Below are 22069 nucleotides of genomic sequence, written 5' to 3'. Positions count from 1 at the left end.
TCGAGAGGAAAATTACTCCTTTTCGAATCCCTTTTCAAGTTTTTTACTCTTTAATCAATTCTATTCTATACTGCTCTTGGTTAGCGCCCTTCCCTACCGAATATACAATTAGAGGTTTTTCTAATGCTTCCTTTTTGTACACATTTTCAAAGTAATCATTAGTCATTAAGTCAATTTGGTATCTACGTTTACCGACTTGAGCATTTTTGCCGAGTCTACTAACAAAATAATGAGAAAAATCTTCTGATTTGTATTTTTCTAAGGTCTGATAAGGTACATGCTTTTCATTAATCCAAATTCCACAGCGAGGATGTGTCCATATTTTCAGCATTTCGTCAGTGGGTCGTTCTATAGTAAACATAAGAGGATGTTTCAATGCCTCTAACTCCACTTTAGTCAATTCAGAATAATCTTTTATCACAACAGGATTTTTCTCGCCTTTTGCAAGGAATATTTTACTGATCTTGTATTTTACTTTTTGATTTGTTACATCAATAGCTACTGGCATTGGTTTCTGAATCTTTTTCTCGTTTTTTTGCCCTAAAGACCAGTCTGAAAATCTAGCAATTAATACCAAAATTAAAGGCAAACAAGCTACGCCACGCAAGATACGGGCGGTTATGGAGGTGTGATGTGTCATCATAAGAAAGCGTTTTTTAGTAATAGAAAAGGTTGAACTGCTTGTTAAATAAAGAGCATTGCCTGTGGCATTTTGAAGTAAAAGTTGCTGATAGGTTGGTACTTGTGTATGAGCGAGAACTTCTCTGTCAGCCAAAAACTCATGATTTAATTGAATAGTTTTTTTGTACAAATACAAGATGGGATTCCACCAAAAAACTATCAGAAATACCTCAACGAAAAGAATATCCCAAGTATGTTTTTGCTTTACATGAGTCAATTCATGCAAAAGAATATCTGATTCAATTCCTTTGGTTTGATAAATTGACTTGTTTAAAAAGATATAGTTACAAAAACTAAACGGAGCGATTTTCTCCTCAATCAATACCAAATGAGCATTCTGGTGTATTAGCTTCTCGTTAGTCACAGCTTTGCGAGTAATCAGATACAGTCCTCGCAAAAATCTGATCAACAACACTCCTAGTATTAGACCATAGATGTAGAACCCAATGGGCATTGCGACTGTGGGCTCATCACTCGGTTGAATTGGCTCAATCGTAGGTATGTTCCCATCAATCGCATTTGCATTTTTTATAGGTAGAACTATTTCCATAACATGTTCTTGATACCATGGAATCTCGAATGAAATCAACGGAATCAACGTACTCAAGACTAATCCTATGAGTAAAAAATAGCGCTTGAACACATGAAAGTTTTCACCTTCGAGACATAGTTTATAAAATAGGTATATCAAACCCAGACAGGCTGAAAATTTGAGTAGATAGAGTGTCATTGCTGTTTCTGTTGAAGTTGATCATCAATGATTTTTTTCAATTCTTCTAATTCTTCTGTACTCATTTCACTTTGTTGAGTAAAGAAGGACGCAAACTGTCCAACCGAGTTGTTAAAGAAATTCTTAATGAGTCCTTTTACATGCTTCGTAAAATAATCGTCTTTGGATACAAGCGGATAATACTCCCTCGAATTACCATATTCTCGATAAGCCACAAATCCTTTATCAATCATTCGTTTCAATAAAGTTGCTACGGTAGTCGTGGCTGGTTTGGGGTCGGGATATGCCTCTAGTAAATCTTTCATAAAGGCTTTTTCCTTCTGCCAAAGGTATTCCATCAGTTTTTCTTCAGTCTCTGAAAGCTTCATTTCTACATATTTAGAATTTACTCTACAAATGTAGAATAAAAAATTAAATACGCAATACTAGATTGATTTTTTTGGAAAAAATGATGGGATGTATTGAGGCTACAACTGTCTAGTTCGAGGCATTATTGACAATTCACATAGTTTGTTGTGGGCATTTTTTCCCATCCATTCGCAGGAATTTTATCTATGGAAGCAACGCAAATAGATTTAAGTCCATAAATCTGCAATTTACATTGTTGTAGCTTGGTATTTTGCCTTAAATCAATTGATTCCAACTTGTTATACATAATCCATGAAGCATAAAGCTCTACTAGATTTGTCAGTTGAGATACATTGAACGAGCTTAAACTACTTCCTGTACAATTCAAGACTTTAAGCTGAGTGGAGTTATTCAAGAAATCTAAATTCGAAATATTGGTATAGGCACAATTAAGGTTTTGAAGATTGGCGAGGGGGCTTAATTGTATGGTTTGGATTTGTTTATATTGGGTTACACCAGCAATCAACTCTTGAATACCTGAGCATTTTATATAAGTCAGTTTGTGGTTTTTACTCAAATCTAAAGTGGATAAGGAATTGTAGGAACAATCAAGATATGTTAGGTTTTCAAACTCCTCTATTCCTGCGAGGTTTGAAATGGTGTTAGTAATGTTTGAAACATCTCCTTGAATCAGTAAAGTATCCACTTTCATGGCATCTATTTTTGATATTTTCCCATTTACTTGCTGGTCAGAATCAATTCCTTTGGTAACAAGCATTTTTTCAAAAATAGGGTCATTAATCGTGACTGCTTCAGCAATATCTTCTGTTTTTTTACAACCAAGTAAAACAAAGAAAGGTAATAAGTATAGTAGATTTTTCATAGGTATGATGGTTTTAGAACTGAATAGCTCTAGTCCAAGACTTGGTCTTGAACTAGTAATTTTTTACGTCTTCTATTATTTTTTTCCTTTATAATCTCGGTAGGTATCTGCTACAATTTTGTGAATCACTTTATCTAGGGTTTCTACTTCCTGTTCGAGAAAAGTCCAAGTAGGAATCGAACGAAAATCCTCATAATCCATATTGATGAGGTCTATCAAACCTTTGATATTAGCCACTGGTCGACGAATTTCATGAGAATGTTGCCATGCAATTTTTTCTAAAATCTGCACTTGATCCTTTAGTTGAATTTCGTTTTGAGTACGAGCGGTTACATCTTGAATCATGGCTAACACTAACTGTTTACCATTAACAATAAAAGAATTGAGACTAACCTCTACAATTAATTCTTTGCCATCTTTTGTAATAGCAGGAATAAACCTTCCTGCTCCCATGTGATACATTCTTGGTGTTTCTAGGTACTCGGCGGTGTGCAAATGATGGGTATTTTTAAAACGAGAAGGTATCAGCAAATCAATATGTTGATTCATAATTTCTTGATGTGTATAACCAAAAATCTTCTCAGTCTCAGGATTACTCAAGGTAATTTTCATTTGATCATTGACGATCAAAATGGCAATAGGTGCTGTTTCAATGATACGACGAAACTTCATTTCGCTTTCCTGCATAGAGATTTCGGCATTCTTTTTTTCATCTATGCTAAACGACTGCACCACTACACCAAGTAATTGTTTGTGTTTATCAAAAACAGGGTACATTTTTACAGTAAACCATATTTCCTCACCATAAGCCGTTTTAGTGAGTATCTCTTGTTCAATTGTTTGTCCCTCGCATGCAAGCGTAAATAAGTCTAGTAATTGCTGTGGTTCTTTTGCGTAAATAAATTCACGGAAGTCAGCTCCAACATAAATTTTTTTACCAATATTTTCAAATAGCCTTTGAGCAATTGCATGATTAAATTGCAGCACTTTAAAGTACTTACTAATCAGGATTAATCCTTCTGTATTATTGGCAAAAATCGCTTCAAATGTAGTATTTGCTAACTCAAGTGCTAATTCTGCTTTCTTTTGAGCGTCAATATTTTTGATATATAAGGCTATTCCAATGAGCTCATGGTTCGCATCATAAACGGGATTCATTTTGTACTCAAGCCAAATTGTGATATCTCCAACAATAGCCTCATTCTGAACGATTGTAATCTCCCCTCCTAAAGCTTTCTGAAAACTTTCGGCATATAACTGCCTTGTGGATTCAAAGAGATAGTCGTGATAATCATCACCTATTTGAAGTGCTTTATTGAAAAATCGGGAAATCGTTTGTTGAAGAGTACGATTAAAAAGAATAACAGAATGGTTGGCAGAAAGCAATACAAAACTCTCAGGTGAACTATCGAGTATCGCCTTAAAGGTATCACTTAATGGGATTTCAGATGAGTTTAGCATTAGATAGGTATATACTCTAAAGCAGTAAAAGCGTTAGCAGCAGTTTTTTATAATGGTGATGTTTGTTAGCTAACAAATTTACACAGATTTCTAATTTTCTACTCTCTTTTTGAAGAATAAAGCTTTCAAATGTATTGCCCTACTTATTTTTGAGTAAAAAACGAGGACATATTGGTAAGGGCTTACACTCGACAAACTGTGAGTTTTAATTGTTGTCGAATTGTAGAAAAGCGCTGTAGATATAACCATTTGTTATACCTACAGCGCTCATTAAAATGATACCGTTTTATATTAAACTATTACTCCATTTTTGTTCCCAAATCATGAAGCAGAGAGCTCGTTAAAACTTATAATTATACCCTACTCGAATAACTTGTGTTTCGTAATAATCTGCGCTATTGTATTTGAACCCATCGCCATTGATCGTTTTCTTAATTTTCATCGTGTTAAACAAATCTGTGGCGTTAACTACCAATTCATGCTTGCCATTGCTCAAAGACTTTTTCAAACCTACATCACACGAAAAACGTTGTTGAATTTGTCCTTGTGGAATAAGGTCTGGCGCCAAATAGGTGAATAAAACTTGTAAGTCCGTTTTATTAGGTAAATGAATGATATTGTTCCATTTAGTATTCCATGAAACCAACATTTGCTCATCCGAACTTGATATATGTGGCGTCGGATAAAGATTCATAATAGCAAAAGCATTGATTTGATTTCGGTAAACGTTGGCATTGATATTTAACGAATACCAAGGAGCTATTTCCTTACTAAATACCATTTCTATTCCCGTATTATAGCTTTTGTTTACATTCTGAAAAATGGCATAAATCAAGGTACTATTGGGCACTGTGCTTGAAATACGAGTGATCGTTCCGTCTACAATTTTGTGATACAATGAGGTGTAAAAATAACCTTGTGGGATATTAGTTTTATAACCTAATTCAAGGCTATTGGTAAACTGTGGCTTGAGGGCAGGATTACCCACTTTGATAATTTCTGCATCGTCATATTTCGGAAAAACACGAATATCTACCTCATTTGGGCGGTCTACTCGACGATTATACAAGAATGTTAACTGATGATTATCACTGATTTTGTAACCCAAACGTACATTCGGGAAAGGTTGTGTGTACGAATATCCATCACTTTTGTATGTATTGTGTGTCGGACTCACCTGATAATTTACCGACACGTATTCCATACGCAAGCCAATTTCGGCTTCGAGTTTTCGAGTTTCAAAAACCAAATTTCCATAAACCGCAGGAATAGACTCTTTATAGGTTGCAGGGCCACCCGCCGAAGAATCCAATGGAGAATTAACCCCAGGGAAAAACTGCATATTGGTCGGAATATCACGTTTACGGTATTTTACTCCTGTTTCTACTCTACCAAATTTGAGCGGTTTGATGTAATCTAAGTTAAAATCTGAAACCGTTTCATCAGAAAGTAATTTGAATGAATCTTTACCCGTAAAAGTCGGCATGGCATTGGTAAAAAAGTATTTCTCATCCTCACGATGGAAGGTATAATTGTAACCAAAATTCAACAAATGCCCAGGATCCTGAAATTTATGCTGATAGGCAAGTGTTGCCATAGCGGTAGTTTTCAATTCATCTTCCAAGAAAGTCCACAAACGTAGTCTTTTGCTAAAATCTCCGTTAAAAAATGGCTCATCGCCATTATCTAAGATTTTTTCGGTGCCAAATAAGCCCGAAACAGTCAAGGTATTTTGACTATCCAGAAACCAATCAAAGCCCGCCTTTGAGTTAAAGAAGTTAGTATCTCGATTACGTTTCAATTGTTGTTTTATGACAGTTCCATCGTCATAAGTACGAGCGGTATATTCGTTTTTGTTGAGCGTATGCGTGTAAAGATTATCTACCTGAACGAAAGCATTGATTTTATTGGTACGATAATTTAATGCCAACGATGGATTGATTTTGGGCGTCATCGTGTACTGCGGACGCACATCAGGATAGTTATCTTGGCGCTGCCAAAGAGCACCCAAACCCGTGGCAAAGCCCAACTTTCCATTGAATCCTTGCTTAATATTTTTCTTCATGATGATATTAATAATCCCTGCACTACCGTTGGCGTCGTACTTGGAGCTAGGGTTATTAATTACCTCAATTTTATCGATGTTCGAGGCAGGAATATTATCCAAACCATATTGGGCGTTAAATCCTGTCAGCGCCGTTTGTTTGCCATCTATTAAGATAGTCACCTTGTCATTACCCCTTAATGATACTTTACCACTTTCGATTGTCACACCTGGTACGCTTTGCATAGCCTGCAAAATCGAGCCTCCACTTTGCGAAATATTATTGGCAATAGAAAATACCTTTTTGTCCATTTTGGCACTCACTTCATCGGCTTTTCCTTGAACAGTTATCTCCCCTAAAGTTTGTACATTTTCGCTAAGTTCAATAACGGGCAAGTCCAAGAATGCGGAAAGTTTTCCTACGAAAATCTTTTGTTTGGCAACATTAAATCCAACCAATGAAACCGTCAAAACATAATCATTGGGCTTTACATTGGTCAAAGTAAAACGTCCCTCCTCATTCGAGACTGTTCCTGTCACGAAGGCGCTATCCTTGGCAGTTTTCAAGATAATATTGGCATAAGGCAACACCGTTGTATTAGTCTTATGTTTGACTTGACCCGAAATACTTACAGACGTAACCTGCGCCTGAGCGACATTTCCAAGGCACAACATCAAGCTTAATAATGTTAGTTTTTGAATGAGAGAAGTTAATGTTTTCATATAAAATTGTTTGGGGGCTTTTGGCAATATGCTTTAAGCAGAATAGTCTTATTCGCTTCAAATATTAGCCAAATGCCTAATATTGATATCCTAGAGCGTATTAATTTAATATAATATTGGTGTAGTGGAAACTCTTGCAGTTACCACATTCAAAATCGCAACCGCCAGGGTTGAAGCTACACCTAAAAATCATAAATGGGGGTTTGTTTGAACAAAATAGAAACTTTCGTACAATGTTGACTCAGCACCTATAATTAACTAAAAACAAACTTTAAATTGATGCTTATTCGTATCAAAAGCATACTCCATTTTCCAGTTGTATCTATGACAAATTTCTTTGGCGATGGCCAACCCCAAGCCACTACTTACTTGCTCGGAGGAGGATACCGAAAAACGTCGAAAAATATGCGCAGGATTTAGCGATATTATCCCTGTATTTTGAACAGATAATTGCTGGCTATCTAAAAATATTACTATTTCACCGTCTTCTGAAGTATATCTGATAGCATTGGTCAATAAATTATACAAAAGTGTTTCTATCAAAAACTTATTTCCTTTAATATCTTGACGAGCTTCCAGCCGTACCTGAATCGCTAAGTTTTTGCTTTCGGCATAATCTTGTAAAAGCTCCAAAATATCATTTATCATCCCTCCAATATCTAGTATTTCTACGTTTTCGAATTGGTGATTTTCGATTTTTGCCAAGAGCAAAAGATTTTTATTAATACGAGAAACTCTGGCAAGCGGCTTTTCAATACCTTCGAGCACCTGTAATTGAGCCTCATTGAGTTCCGGTAATTGATAAAATAAATCTACTTTTGATCTTAATATTGCTAAAGGTGTTTGCAACTCATGCGAGGCATTTTCGATAAAGGTTTTTTGCTGTTTGTAAGCACTAATAGCCGCATAAAGCATCTTTTGAAGGGTATTATGAAGGTCTTCAAATTCCTGTATTTCGGTTTTCTCAAAATCAATGGTCTCAGTTGCAGACAGGTCAAAGCTTTTGAGTTGCCCTAATGTTTTTTCAAAGGGGCGCCAAGCTTTTTGGGCAATAGTTCTATTCAAGAAAATAAAACCCAAGGCTAATAGAACAAAAAAGAACAACGACACCACCGAGATAATATATACGATTTCGTCGGCCTCCTCTACATTGGTTTCAATCCATAAGCTGTAACGCTTCCCCTTAAAATGAATATGACTGGTTAGACCTCTGAACCGATCTATCTCGGTATGTTTTTTATGCTTATTCTTTCGCATAACCAAATAGGTACTATCAGACTTTTTGAAGTGTTGCCTTTCGGGAAGAATCCTAGTTCCAGACTGCAACACATTCCAAATGTGAGTCACACTATCAAATTGTGCTTGGGTGAGCGACAAATTTTGCAATTGCGAAACAATACGTTCTTTGATAATTAGATTGTGTTCGTCTAATTCTTTTTGCCAAACTGTTTCTACCACCCAATAATAGGCCGGGATGCTCAAGCTCAAAATCACAAAAGCATAAATCGTAAATGCCTTTAGGGGCTTATCGAGGAGTTTGGTCATTTTTCCCATTTGTAACCTACACCATAGAGTGTTTTCAAGTAATTATTCCCGCCAACTTCAAGCAGTTTTTTCTTTAAATTTTTGATATGTGCATACACAAAGTCATGATTATCAAACATATCGGCAATATCGCCCGAAAGATATTCAGCAAGGGCACTTTTGGAGATAACTTTATTTTTGTTACTGATAAAAAATACCAACAAATCAAATTCTTTGCGAGTCAGATTGATTTCTTGGTCGTTGACTTTAACATTTTTTGACAAAAGATTAATTTCTATTTCCTCAAACTGGACATTGTTGAGGTTATTAAAATTCTTTCGTCGGATAACGGAGTAAATTCTCGCCAGCAACTCGGATTGGTGGAAAGGTTTTGGGAGATAATCATCCGCTCCTAACTGCAATCCTTTCACTTTATCCTCAACCGAGTTTTTGGCCGAAAGTATTATAACACCCTCCAAACGCTGTTGGAGATTCATCGTTGCCAGCAAATCAAGTCCACTGCCATCGGGTAACATCAAGTCGAGCAATACACAATCATAGGTATGACATGCCAGTTTTTGGCGGGCATCTTCCAAGGTAAACGCCAATTCACACAGATAATTTTCGTCTGCAAGATAGGCGCCCATAGCATAAGCCAATTCTTTTTCGTCTTCTATGATGAGAATTTTCATATTCAAAATTAGGATTAGATTCTGAATAAATTCTGAATTTTTGATTGGCAAAGTATGAATGCTGAATTATGAATTGTAAATTATGAATGTAAAGTTTTTATTATCAATATCTTACACTTGAAATTCATTAAATTTAGTTTTGTGTTTAAGGCAAAAGGCAAAGAGTGGTAAATTGTTTTTTAATAACAATAGATATGTTAGCTGTTTCAAGTTTAAGAACTTGGAACAGAAGGGAATCCATGTTGAATTTGATGCGGATGGGAAAGTGATTACTTTTGAAAAAATATCTACCCCAAATCAAGCATAGTTTGACTATGGAGAAAACCCATTATTGAACTACATAAATAAAGCCTTATCATTGGTAATCAAATGGTAAGGCTTTATTCATGTAATAGGATACTTGAAGTGTTACTAATGTTAGGGAAAAGCGTCTACAAATTATACTTTTAATAAAATAAATCAAAAAATGAAAAAAACTCTACTAGTATTGCTTCTTATCTTATCAATGAAAAGCTATTCGCAAAATTTGGAATTTTATGGCAAGGTAGTATCCTATTTGTTAGACAAAAAAGGTAAAATATATTACACAATTAACGATAATCCATTTGACTCGACCCAATACATATTATATGATAAAAACAAACAATACAGACTAGAATTAAGTAAGGAAGAGATAGAGAAAAAGAAAATAGAGTATTTAGTATTTTCACAGAGCGTTCAATATCACAAAAGTTGTGGATATAAAATCAAGCTTGAACGTATAATGAATTCTTCTGAGTTCAGGAATTTAAACACGATTAAACTTTACACAGACCTACTACTGGACATAAATTGTGCAACAAGTTCATTTTATGATGCAAAAATGAAAAATCAAGAAAAATTTGTTGGTCATTACAGTTTAGTAATTGGAGACACATTGCGTCATATTGAATTAAGTGATGAGTTTTTAGGTTATCATTCGCAACTTAGCAAGGCAACAAAGAACCATATGAGTGAAGAGATTGGTGAATGGAATTACGATGTGAAGAAGAAGAAATTAATATTTAATATTGAGCAACTAGAAAACTATGAATACAATTTGGCAGAAAGTAGAATGTATAAATTTGAATTTGTTGTTAAAGAGACATCAAAAGGGTTAGAGTTCAAATCTAATCATGGAGTATTGATAAAATGGGCGGATGATGCACTCTTAAACGCTTTTAAATCGGGGAATTCACAAAAAGATATATTATTACTATTTCGGAAAGGACATACACCATTGCCTTGGGTTTATTTAAACGAGGAATATATTGCTAGGCATTTAGCTAAGTTTGATAAGGGAGCTGTTCGTTTTACATCACGTAAGTCATTTAATACATATGGTACACTAGGATCTTATCTATCTCATGGAGATTTGGTGTTCCCAAAAACAGAGTTAGATAAGATTTTATTAGAGACAGGAGGTAATTTAAGACAGGTAGAACAAAAGCTTGGATTGGATAATGGCTACCTTGAAGATGAAGATGCAATGATTGTACTCATAGATAAGCAGGATTTTAGGGGGTTAAGTATTCCTTTTGGAAATGAAGATGGAGCTAACTCATTTTACTTGCCTGGAGGTTACACCTTAGGAGGCATTCCTGTGGCAATACTCTCTTTCTCACGATATACTGCATTTAAAGAAATTAAATTAAAATAAAGATGATGAAATATTATTATTTAGAAGATAGGAGCTATCCTGACTACTTTTGAAAAAATATCTACCCCTAGCTGTTTCAAGTTTAACAACTTGGAACGCCTAATAAAAAGCAGTCTCCGTCTGCGACCTTGCTCAAACTGAATATACTAAAGTATTCAATCTTTGCTATTAGCTGTGTTGGTGGTGCAGTCGAAGATTACAATTGATTTATGGTTCCAAGTTGTTAAACTTGGAACAGCAGGGGTGAATAGATTTTATAAAAAACAAAATCCCCAAAGTCATGAAGACTATGGGGATTTTGTTAAATTGTTTAGAGTACGCTTGTTGGAATAATAATCCAATAACCGATACACCATTAACTAATAATTCTTAGAAACTATAACGTAAACCTAACTGAGCTTGGTAACGTGACGATAATTGGTCAACTGAGAACGGTGCTGTAGTTGGTTTGATAAAGTTGTAAGTTGGGTCTGTAGCAGTACCTGAGTTTTTGCGCACTAAACCAATACTAGCTGTTGAGTTGAATGTATTTGATACGAAGTAGATTCTTCCCCACTCGCTATTCAACAAGTTAGTAAAGTTGATAACATCTAACGAAATCTGTAATGTGTGTGATTTCTTTCCTGCTGTAGTAATATTAATGTCGTGCATCAAACGTACATCGGCTGTTGTATTCCAAGGAGTTCTACCAGTGTTACGCTCAGTGAAGTTGCCTTTGCGAGTACTCAAGTAAGAATCGCCGTTTACAAAATCCATAAACTGTTGTGCTTGTTGAGCTGCTGTAATGGTGTTACCGCTAGCATCTTTGTAATCAACCATGTATTTTGTTGCTTCTGTCGCATCTTTGAACACATACGCCAAACCAGCAGCCTGTGGAGTGTTAGCAATCGTTGAGTTCACAAAACCCCATGTGAATGGATTACCTGATTGAGCATTGATTACTGCCGAGAACTGCGTTGCGTGATTTTTGTTCCACTGTTTTCTATAACCCAAAGAAGCAATAATACGGTGGCGAATATCAAAGTTTGAGTGAGCCAATGCTGGGTCATTTGGTGTCAATGACTGGTTCAACTGCCAGTTAGATTCCATTGAGTTACGAATACCGTTGGTCAAATCCCAAGATTGTCCGTAAGTATAAGCTACTGAAGCGTTCAAGCCAAATGAGTACGTTTTAGCAATTTGTGCTGTTAAGCTATAACGGTATCCTTGTGAAGTATTCGACAACATATAAGCATTCGAAAATGAAGAATTCACTTTCTGACCTGTCGAACCACCCGACAAATATACTGGCATTTGGTGCTGAGTATCATAAGAGAAATAAGTAACCGAGTCTTTCAAGTTAACTTGTTGGAATTTCAAGTCGTTGATTGTTTTGGTATAAATCCCTTCCAAGGTAATTTTATAACCTTTTACGTTATAATCTACCGCCAAACTACTTCTCCATACTTGTGGCATTTTGAAGTTATTACTTACAACGTCTACTTGTGTTTGGTTACCTTGACCGTTGTTGAAAGCATAAGTTTTAGCACCATCTTTCAATACATCGCCTTTTACGCCTGATTTTGTAGCCAAGTTGTTTACGTCAAATGAACCATAACCAACACCGTCGTTGTAGAAGGCATATCCTAACCAAGCAAATGGAATTTTACCTGTGAAAATACCGCTACCACCACGTACGATAACAGATTTATCACCATTTACATCATAGTTGAACCCAATACGTGGAGAAACTAAAACCTGCCCAAAAATCTTATTGTTGATTTGTGATAAAGGTGTTGATGTGTAAGTAGTTCCTGCATTTTTGTCAATGGCTGTATTTTTAGTAGCCGAACTAATCGATGGAGAATCTGTAGTTGCTAAGTCAAAACGTAAACCTGGAGATAATCTCAAACGGTCATTTACTTGAATATCATCCTGACCATATACACTGTACATTCCTACGTTGAATTTCGCATAAGGATTGTCGAAGTTATAATCACGGTCGTTGTTTGTAAAGCTATATGAACCTCTAACACGGTTTACTTTTCCCGCAAAAAACTCATCCAAACTTCTGTAAGCTACACGACCATTCCAAGAGTTCACGAAACCATAATTGATTGAATACAACTCGTTGTGCGTACCTACTAAGAAAGTGTGTTTTCCTCTAAACCAAGTAAAGTTATCCGTAATTTCAAATGTTTTTTGACGCATGTTAAATACTGTAGCCTCACGGTCGTTACCGAAAAATACCGTTCCACCATTTACTGCAATCTCCACTTGTGGCATCGATACGTTACCACTCAATGGCTGTCTGTAGTCATGAATATCTGAATAACCCAAAATCAAACTGTTTGAAGCATTACCAAAACGGCTTTTTAACTCTGCTACTGTTGAGTTTTGATTGTTCACTTGTTTGAAGTCCATGCTCGCAAATCTGAAGTTGGCAGCATCTCTTTCCAAGTTGGTAGCTTCAGAAGTAATGTAGTTGTTACGAAGTGACAATTGGTGTTTGTCAGAAATATTCCAATCCAAACGGTTGAAGAATTTATTACTTCTTGAAGAAATGTTATAATCTCCTGCCGTACCTACATCAAAACCGTAGTTTGTTTTTACAAAATCAGAGATTTTTTGAGCCGTTGCAGCATCGATCAACGATAAAGTATTTCCATTGGCATCTTTATATCCTGCACCATAGAAAAGGGGTTCTTGACGACGAGTGATTTCTTCGTTTGTAAAGAAGAACAATTTATTTTTAATCAAAGGCAAACCTACTCTAAAACCTGTTTGGTAGTCATAATAGCTACTTGGGATTTTAGCACCATCACCAGCGTTGTTTGGACCAGTGATTGTTGCATTACGACCAAAACCATATACCGAACCTGTTACGTCGTTTGTACCACTACGCGTTACAGCGTTGATAGAACCACCTGTGAAGTTACCGATTTTTACATCGTAAGGAGCAATATATACTTGAATATCCTGAATCGCATCCAAAGAAATAGGATTGGTACGAGTACTACTTCCAGGCATACCCGAAGTACCACCTTGTCCACCCAAAGATGGGCTAAAACCAATCGCATCGTTGTTGATAGTACCATCAATTGTTACGTTGTTGTAACGGAAGTTTGTACCTGCAAAAGAGTTGTTGGCACTTTGTGGCGTCATACGAGTCATGTCGGTAAGACTGCGGCTCAACGTTGGTAATGATTTGATTTGAGCTTCGCCCAAATTAGTGCCTGCGCCTAATTTAGCACCACCTTTTTCGCCTTTTACTACAACCTCAGCCAATGACGTACTTTCTTCTTGAAGTACAAAATCAACGTTAGAGTTTGAACCTAAATTGAGTGTGATACCCTCTACTACTTGTGAACGGTACCCTACAAACGTCACAACGATTTTGTAAGGACCACCTGGGTTCATGTTAGCAATAGTAAAGTGACCATCACCACTAGAAGCTACACCGTATTTAGCACCTGTTGGCAAATAGGTAGCGATAACTGACGCTCCTGGTACTTCCTGACCAGTTTTGTCTTTTACTTTTCCAGAAATAGAAGATGTTGTTACTTGAGCTTGAATTGCAGTCATGCTTAAGAAAAATACAGCGATAACTGTCAACAACTGTGAAAGTTGTTTAGCGTAAACGTTCGTTTTCATGATTTTACGAAAGAGTGAATAAAGAAATACCATGTTGCATTCAATATGAATGCAAGAAAATGTGATTAGAATAATGTAGGAAAATCTTAAATGAGGAGTTGTAAAAACAAAATGTAGCGTCCAAACTTAAATAGACTTCTTAGCTGTGTAACCAACGTTTTTGACAATGGCTTGAGCAAAATAGAAACGACTTCTATTTCACGAGCGACTGACGCTTTAACTTCCTTAATATCATCAGTATCTTCTGACTCTATATTTTCAAGAGAAGCATTAGTTTGGCTATCTACTACACTCAGTAGTTTTACAGCATGCTGGTTGGAATGATGAGAAACAGATTTCGTCGTAGCATGAACAAGCTTGTGCTCATGACTAATCACCGATTCTCTTGTGCTAATAGAAAAGAGTGTGATTAGGGTTATGACGATATGTTTCCAGAATTTCATGGTACAAACTTACATCGCCAATATTAACTAATATGTATTCCAATGTTAAATTAATGTTAAGGGTGAGTTTAGGCTTTGAGCTATCGGTTATCGGCTTTCAGTTATTGGGTATCTAATAAAACATATTTTCAAATCTTCAAATTACCAAATTTTCAAATTGTAAAAGGTTTTCCAACACGAACCAATATGACCAAAGAAGAAATAATCGTAAGAATACCAATCAACAAGATAGACATTTCTATGCCGAAATAATCTGCCAAAATACCTGTCAACAAAGCCCCTGCCGCATAGCCCAAATCACGCCAAAAACGGAAAGTACCCAAACTTTCGGCTCGTTGCGAAGGGTGTGTATAATCTGCAATAGCATTGATAAAGGTAGGATATACCAAAGCTGTTCCCAAGCCTAAAAGTATGCCTATTCCTCCAAACATCTCGAATGAATTGGCCTTGATTAAACCCATAATCGCAATACCTTGAAACAACATTCCTCCAAAAAGCAACATCTTCTTGGAATACACATCGGAAAGCTTCCCCGTAAAAAGCTGACTCAAGCCCCATACCATCGGGTATATCGCTGTAAGAATACCGATATTAGTTTGCGAAAATCCTTTACTGAGTAATAAAATGGGTAATAGCCCCCAAACCATACCGTCATTAAGATTATTGACCAAACCTGCTTGTGTAATTCCGCTAAGGGATTTATGAGTAAAAGATGTATTCAGAAAAATATTTTTGAGTAAAGGAATAGTGCTTTGGGTACTTTCTTGCCCCACGTGTAGACGAGTATCTTTGACAAAAAGTATTGAAAGTAACAAACCCATGATTGAAAAACCTATACCCAGATAAAAAGGATACGGTCTAACTCCGTAGGTATTGGCAATATATCCTGTCAAAAACGCCACAATACCAACCGACACATATCCTGCGAATTCGTTGATTCCTACCGCTAAACCTCTTTTTTTACTACCAACCAAATCTATTTTCATAATCACCGCCATACTCCAAGCCAAGCCTTGATTGATACCCAATAAGATATTTGCCAAGATAACCCAATTCCAATTGTTGGCGTAGATTAAGATAAAAGGTACAGGCAAGGCAAATACCCAACCTATCACAAGGAGTTTTTTTCGCCCAATAAGATTAGCCAGTTTTCCTGTAAAATAATTACAGACTGCCTTCGTGATACCAAAGGCAATGATAAATGAAAACACAGCCGTTTTAGAAGAAATCCCAAAATCTTTCTCAGCCAATTGTGGCAAGACCGAGCGTTCCAATCCTATCATCCCTCCCACAAAGGCATTGATGATGACAAGAATCGAAAATTGCTTCCAGTTTTCTTTTAAGCCAAGTTGTACGGTATTCATAGCTTGATGTATGAAAATTTCTAGTTTAAGACAAAGTATGCAACTAATAGAAATGGTCTTCTGAATTTTTTCCGAAATCAAAAGATCAAATCTGGAACTGTTTAAAAACATACCTAGTTCAAGACTTAGTCTCGAACTAGGCAAGGACAAAATCACACTCAAAACTCAGCACTCGAAATTCAGCACTCTACCTAAGTGTACCATTTTTTTCTAAACCAAAAGGCTAAGTTTACCAATCCAATCAAGGCTGGTACTTCTACCAATGGTCCAATAACACCTGCAAAAGCTTCGCCACTATTGATGCCAAACACACCAATTGCTACGGCAATCGCCAATTCAAAATTATTTCCAGTTGCGGTAAAGGCGATAGAAGTACTTTTGGCATAATCTGCGCCAAAGTTTTTTCCAATAATGAAACTTACCACAAACATTACCGCAAAATATATCACCAAAGGAATAGCGATACGTACCACGTCCATCGGAATCTGTACAATAAGTTGACCTTTGAGACTAAACATAATCACAATGGTAAACAATAACGCTATCAAAGTAATCGGCGAAATCATAGGAACATAAGTTTCCTGAAACCAAGTTTCGCCTTTGGTTTTAATCAAAATCCATCTACTAAAAAGTCCTAAACCAAAAGGAATCCCAAGATAAATTCCCACACTCTCAGCAATTTGACTCATTTTTACCTCAATATTCAATCCTTGGATACCAAAATAGGTTGGCAAAACGCCGATAAAAATATAGGCATAAACACTATACAACAGCACTTGAAAAATACTATTTAGTGCAATGAGTCCAGCGGCATATTCACGACTTCCATCAGCTAAATCATTCCAAACTACCACCATAGCAATACATCTGGCCAGTCCTATCAGAATCAAACCAACCATATAACTAGGATAATCTTTGAGAAAAGTAATAGCCAAGAGGAACATAAAAATGGGTCCAATAATCCAATTCAGTACCAATGACGCTGATAATACTTTTATGTTGGAAAAGACTTCTCCCATTTTTTCGTACTTCACTTTCGCAAGTGGAGGATACATCATCAAAATCAAACCAATGGCCAATGGAATATTGGTGGTTCCACTCGAAAATGAGTTAATCCAATTGGAGGATTCAGGATAAAAATGCCCGATTCCAACGCCAATCGCCATCGCCAAGAATATCCAAAGAGTCAGATATCTATCTAAAAAACCTAGTTGCTTGCGTTCTACAACTGGGGCACAATTATTTGCAGACATTTTGTATCGTTTTTGCTCTAGGCTATAAGCTTTATGCCTTAAGCCAAAATATAAATTGTTTCTTATCAATCTCGTTAACCTCAATGCCAAAGACTTAGTCCTGATGATGCGAAGACGTCTGATTAAACATTTTTAACAACATCCGCCTCCAGGCGTGCAGCATGCTGACTGACTTGCTTGCAAATCACTCAAGCGCACTTTAGGTTTTTCAGCAGGGACTCCACAAGCATCTTGCGCCAAACAAGCTGTTTTCTTAGGTAGCAATTGGAAATTTGGGCCATCAAATCCTAATCCATACTTCCCAATGGTATCAGACTGATACTCAACCTCTACTTCCAAATCTCCAATACCTAATCTATTTTCGGATAATGCGATGATATTCAACAATTTTTGTGGTTTCAAACGATGTTCGAAGTCATTTGCATCCCATAATTGGAAGTTAATAATCTTCTCGATGCGCTCTACCCCACCGCAATCAATAAAATGTCTGGTGATTAGTCCGACTTCTGTTACATGAAAATGTTCTGGTACAAAAGTGCCATTTGCTAATTGAAAATTTACCGATTCGGCAGTTGCTAAATGTTGTTTTACTTCTGAAAGTTTCATGATTTTATGCGTTTTGATGAGAATAGTTAGCTGATTTTTTATTCACAACACCCTTTACGGCTATTGAGCGTGGAGAGAATATTTCCAAAATAACGTTGAAGCTTCTCAACTCCTTTTTCGTCGATACAATAACAAATAGCATTACCTTCAATAGCACCTTTGATTAATCCTGCATTTTTGAGTTCTTTCAAATGCTGAGAAATCGTAGGTTGTGCCAAAGGAAGCTCATTAACGATATCTCCTGTAATACAAGCATTTACCTTCAAGAGATAGTCTAGTATAGCTACTCGAGCAGGGTGACCAATGGCCTTAAACATAATGGCTAAGTCATTTTGCTCTTCAGAAAAAAAATCTGTTTTTGTAATACCCATGTTAATTGAGTGATTGAATGAGTGAGTAATTGAGCAATTTTTATTTTACCAAAGAAAAAACATACAGCGTCTCCAAAGCGATTTGCTTGCTTCTGGCTTCGTACATGGCAGATTCTTCAGGAGTGCCATCAAAGGCTTTGGGGTCTTCGTAAGGCGTTGCCACTCTTGCACTCGCGCCAAATACTAGAGGACAATTTTTGTCGGCACTATTGCAGGTCATTACAGCACAAAATCCAGCCTTTGGATTAGCATCGCTATCATACTTTTTAGAAAATGCTGTAACAGGCGCTACATCATCAGCAAAATAGACTTGATAGACGGGATTAGCGCCATTCGTAGTTTTCTCTATTCTAAATCCTAAACGTTCGGATGCCGCAACTGCTCTTTCATTAAAAGCTGTTTCTTCAGTTCCACCCGAATAAGTTTCCACTTGTGGAATACCATAATAAGCGGCCGCCACACCAGCCCAAATTTGCCCATAATGACTCCTGCGAGAATTGTGTGTACATATATATACCAATCTCACTGGTTCTTGACTAGCTACCTGTGCGCTTATATAGGTTGAAATTTGTGCCAGAAGAGCTTTTCTTTCTTCTGAAATCGTATCAAATTGAGCAATTGAGGCTTCAATTAAATGTTGAATTGGACTGAAAATCATCATTAGAAATGTTGGTTAAAATATAAATTCTGAATGTTGAGTGATGACGCAAAATAAAATTGAGTGGTAACTCTTGCAGTTTCCACATTCAAAATGGCAACCGCAAGGGTTCCAAGTACACGTTAAAAAACATTGAATAAGAACTCTTTTGAACAAGATAAAATCCTTCGTACAGCCCTCATTCATCATTCACAATTCACCACTCAAAACTCTCTGGGGCTTCTTCTCTCTAGGATATGGGTATTGCGCCAAATGCCGTTTCTTTTAGCAATCCTTTCCCGATACCCAACGATCCTAAAACCCGCCTTTTGATGCAAATGAATGCTAACAGTATTCTCTGAAAAAATACTTGACTGGAGCGTCCATATACCTGCCTTCTCACTTTCTTCTATCACTCGGCTCATTAGGATACTTCCAAGACCTTTACCCTTGGACTCAGTTGCCACATATATGCTCAATTCGGCAACTCCCGCATAGACGGCTCTCGTAGAAACGGGGCTTAGAGCAGCCCAAGCAATAACTTTATAATCTTGTTCTACGACCAAACGGCAGATTTTTAAATGCCCGCTATCCCATTTCTCCCATGAAGACACTTGTGTTTCGAATGTAGCCATATCGGTATCCATACCTGCTTGGTAGATATTAGCGACACTTGTCCAATCACTTTCTTTCATGGCACGAACCAGTATATTATTTTCAATATCTGTCATACGATTTGGCAAATTTTAAAGACAATACAAATCTATATCGCAATATTGCGATATACAAATTTAACGATATGTTTTTCAAAAAAAATCTTGCTCGCTTTATTCAAACGAGCAAGACGTAACAACTAATTATCCAAATATTAACCTTATTTCAATGCTTGTAAGCCATCTCCAAATTTATAGAGTGCATAGTCTCCTTTCTTCATAAAACCTGGAACGTCTGATAGGTTTTCTAACACTGCTTTAGATGATGCAGGAATAGAAAATGGAAGTTTACCAGAAGGTTTAAATTTCCCTAAAACTATATCCAAAACAGCCTCGGGAGTTGTACCAAAAGTAGCTAATAATGCCTTACTTGGCGCCAATTCTTCCATTACCCAAGGACTCGTAAAATTGACACAAAGTGTACTTGATTTACCCGACTTTAATAATTTGTTGACATATTCAACATCAATTAAGTTTTTAGAAAGACGTAAATCAATCGGTGCTCCTGTAGAGCCAAATAGCCCACCTGCCGTTCCTGGCATCAACCAAACAATAACCTGATCGGCTTCCTCAGGTGTTTTCACAAACTCTACCGCATAATCCGCTGAAGATTTTGGTTGATACACATAATGAGGATTATTCTTGCCACTCTCCAAATACGTTTCAAAATATACCTTAGTTTTAGCTTTGATTGGTAAAACCTTTTCGTTTTTCAACACCACTATGGATTTGCGAAGGGCAATATCAGCTACTTTTTGAAAGTTAGCATTTCCTACCGTTTTTTGAGCCGCTTCGGCATCTACATAAGGATTCTCAAAAAGTCCTAATTCAAATCTTTCTTTCAAAATTCTCGAAACAGATTCATCAATGCGTTTTTCGCTAACAAGCCCTTTTTTAACTGTTTCTATCAATAAACTTGGGTCGGCAGAACCAGAGTATAAATCAACGCCAGCATCTAAACTTTTTTGATAACGCTCCAAAATCGAAAGCCCTTCAACGCCCCAAGGCATCATTTCGATAGGTCCAGTATCTGAGTTGACAATACCTTGAAAACCTAGTTTTTTTCTCAGTAAATCTGTAATAATAGCTTTACTGTAAGCAAAACCAACTTCTTCAAATTCAGTTTTGATAGGTTTGGCATAATAGGGCATCATCGAAGAAGTACCCGCTTTGATAGCCGCAATAAATGGTTTGAGATGGTATTCAAACATTCCTCCAGGATAATGCTGGTCTTTCCCAAAATCAAAATGCGGGTCTTGACCTTCCACTTGAGGTCCTCCTCCTGGGAAATGCTTGGTTGTAAGTGCCACAGAATTGGGATTCAGTTTTTTTCCTTGAAAACCTTGCACCACTTCAAAAATCATGCTGGCAGCCCAGTTGGCATCTTCGCCAAAAGTGCCTTCTATTCGTTGCCAACGAGGTTCTGTCGCCAAATCCGCCATGTATTGATAGCCCTTGCGAAGTCCTACGGCCTTCCATTCCTGAGCGGCAATTTCAGCAAACTGGCGCGTCAATTTCAAATCATGCATAGCTGCCAAACCAAGTTCTCCCGGCCATTTGGAAAACACGGTTGTACCTACACTCAAGCCCACAGAGTTGTCTCTGGTAATATGATTACGAGGATTGGACGCCACAATCGCTGGGATACCCAAACGAGTATCTTCGGTAAGTGCTTGCAGATTGTTAGACCATTCTGCTATCGTTTTGGCATCGGTATTGGCACGCAAAATAAAATTTCGCAGGTGTTTTTCTTTCACCCCCTTAGTCGTTCCCGATGCCGATAGCAATGGATATGGCAAAGGTTTTCGACTAAACATATTGATATTTTGAACCAAATCTTCCTCGTTAAAACCGCTTGTAATAGGTCCTTTCGGCTTACCTTGTTCGAAAGCAAAATCCCCAGCCATTCGGGTGGTACTAATAAGCATCATACCAGCCTTTTCGTCCAAAGTCATTTGGCTTACAAGGTTTTGGATTCGGGTATTGATGGGTAATCGCCAGTCTTCATAGGCGTCGAGTTTCCCATTTTTGTTCAGGTCTTTAAACTTTAATTTTCCAACCGTCAAAATGGGTGCTGTTCTATGCCCCAAGTAAGGTTGTTGGGGATTTTGAGCATATCCTACTCCCAAAATATTTACTAAACCAATAGTAAAAATCGTCTTTAATGAATAAGGTATAATATTTTTCATAGTAAATTTTATTCAAAATTTTCTTTAAATATTTACACAAATGTATCAAAGTAATACAAGTAATTATTTACCAATTCTTCTGATTTTTAATACTTT

General features: G+C 36.8%; 17 protein-coding genes. 1 reads left to right on the top strand and 16 read right to left on the bottom strand.

The genetic code is table 11. The annotated features are described in order from the left end of the window. Positions 1-43: 43 nt before the first annotated feature. The 7 genes from QM481_RS22895 to QM481_RS22865 all read right to left on the bottom strand — a co-directional run bounded on the left by QM481_RS22895 (position 44) and on the right by QM481_RS22865 (position 9086). Positions 44-1411: a M56 family metallopeptidase gene (locus QM481_RS22895; protein ID WP_283383500.1), complete on the bottom strand. Its 1368-nt coding sequence runs from the start codon at positions 1409-1411 to the stop codon at positions 44-46. Then, positions 1408-1779, bottom strand: coding sequence for a BlaI/MecI/CopY family transcriptional regulator (locus QM481_RS22890; RefSeq protein ID WP_166549244.1), 372 nt, complete (start codon positions 1777-1779; stop codon positions 1408-1410). The genes QM481_RS22895 and QM481_RS22890 overlap by 4 nt, the downstream gene beginning before the upstream one ends. A gap of 122 nt (positions 1780-1901) precedes the next feature. Next, complete coding sequence (locus QM481_RS22885; RefSeq protein ID WP_283383499.1) at positions 1902-2642, bottom strand: leucine-rich repeat domain-containing protein; 741 nt, start codon at positions 2640-2642, stop codon at positions 1902-1904. Positions 2643-2717: 75 nt separating this feature from the next. Next, entirely contained in the window at positions 2718-4103 is a 1386-nt protein-coding gene (locus QM481_RS22880; RefSeq protein WP_283383498.1) for a PAS domain S-box protein, read from the bottom strand. 340 nt (positions 4104-4443) lie between these two features. Continuing rightward, positions 4444-6870, bottom strand: a complete 2427-nt coding sequence (locus QM481_RS22875) for an outer membrane beta-barrel family protein (RefSeq protein WP_283383497.1) — start codon at positions 6868-6870, stop codon at positions 4444-4446. Positions 6871-7128: 258 nt separating this feature from the next. Continuing rightward, entirely contained in the window at positions 7129-8415 is a 1287-nt protein-coding gene (locus QM481_RS22870) for a sensor histidine kinase (protein WP_283383496.1), read from the bottom strand. Next, positions 8412-9086, bottom strand: coding sequence for a response regulator transcription factor (locus QM481_RS22865; protein ID WP_283383495.1), 675 nt, complete (start codon positions 9084-9086; stop codon positions 8412-8414). The genes QM481_RS22870 and QM481_RS22865 overlap by 4 nt, the downstream gene beginning before the upstream one ends. A gap of 466 nt (positions 9087-9552) precedes the next feature. On the opposite strand from QM481_RS22865, the gene QM481_RS22860 reads away from it, so the two are divergent. Then, positions 9553-10764, top strand: coding sequence for a hypothetical protein (locus QM481_RS22860; protein ID WP_283383494.1), 1212 nt, complete (start codon positions 9553-9555; stop codon positions 10762-10764). Between the two features lie 369 nt (positions 10765-11133). On the opposite strand, the gene QM481_RS22855 is transcribed toward QM481_RS22860, so the two are convergent. From QM481_RS22855 to QM481_RS22815, 9 genes are all read right to left on the bottom strand, one after another. Beyond that, complete coding sequence (locus QM481_RS22855; RefSeq protein WP_283383493.1) at positions 11134-14397, bottom strand: TonB-dependent receptor; 3264 nt, start codon at positions 14395-14397, stop codon at positions 11134-11136. A gap of 86 nt (positions 14398-14483) precedes the next feature. Further along, entirely contained in the window at positions 14484-14840 is a 357-nt protein-coding gene (locus QM481_RS22850) for a hypothetical protein (RefSeq protein ID WP_283383492.1), read from the bottom strand. Positions 14841-14992: 152 nt separating this feature from the next. Further along, a complete protein-coding gene (locus QM481_RS22845) occupies positions 14993-16204 on the bottom strand; it encodes an MFS transporter (protein ID WP_283383491.1) in 1212 nt (403 codons plus the stop codon). A gap of 191 nt (positions 16205-16395) precedes the next feature. After that, positions 16396-17457, bottom strand: a complete 1062-nt coding sequence (gene arsB, locus QM481_RS22840) for an ACR3 family arsenite efflux transporter (RefSeq protein WP_283383490.1) — start codon at positions 17455-17457, stop codon at positions 16396-16398. 132 nt (positions 17458-17589) lie between these two features. Continuing rightward, positions 17590-18063: a DUF6428 family protein gene (locus tag QM481_RS22835; protein ID WP_283383489.1), complete on the bottom strand. Its 474-nt coding sequence runs from the start codon at positions 18061-18063 to the stop codon at positions 17590-17592. Positions 18064-18101: 38 nt separating this feature from the next. Beyond that, positions 18102-18434 carry an ArsR/SmtB family transcription factor gene (locus QM481_RS22830; protein WP_166549254.1) on the bottom strand — a complete coding sequence of 111 codons (333 nt, stop codon included), beginning with the start codon at positions 18432-18434 and terminating at the stop codon, positions 18102-18104. Positions 18435-18474: 40 nt separating this feature from the next. Next, positions 18475-19095, bottom strand: a complete 621-nt coding sequence (locus QM481_RS22825; protein WP_283383488.1) for a low molecular weight phosphatase family protein — start codon at positions 19093-19095, stop codon at positions 18475-18477. A 200-nt stretch (positions 19096-19295) separates the two neighbouring features. Further along, the gene (locus QM481_RS22820; protein ID WP_283383487.1) at positions 19296-19814 is read right to left on the bottom strand and encodes a GNAT family N-acetyltransferase; all 519 of its coding nucleotides are present in this window, start codon (positions 19812-19814) and stop codon (positions 19296-19298) included. A gap of 131 nt (positions 19815-19945) precedes the next feature. Then, on the bottom strand, positions 19946-21973 hold the full coding sequence (locus QM481_RS22815) for a glycoside hydrolase family 3 protein (protein WP_283383486.1): 2028 nt from the start codon (positions 21971-21973) through the stop codon (positions 19946-19948). Positions 21974-22069: the final 96 nt, after the last annotated feature.

The organism is Flectobacillus rivi (genome assembly GCF_030056655.1).
GTDB classification, from domain to species: Bacteria; Bacteroidota; Bacteroidia; order Cytophagales; family Spirosomataceae; genus Flectobacillus; species Flectobacillus rivi.
This window is presented reverse-complemented; position numbering and strand designations above follow the sequence as displayed.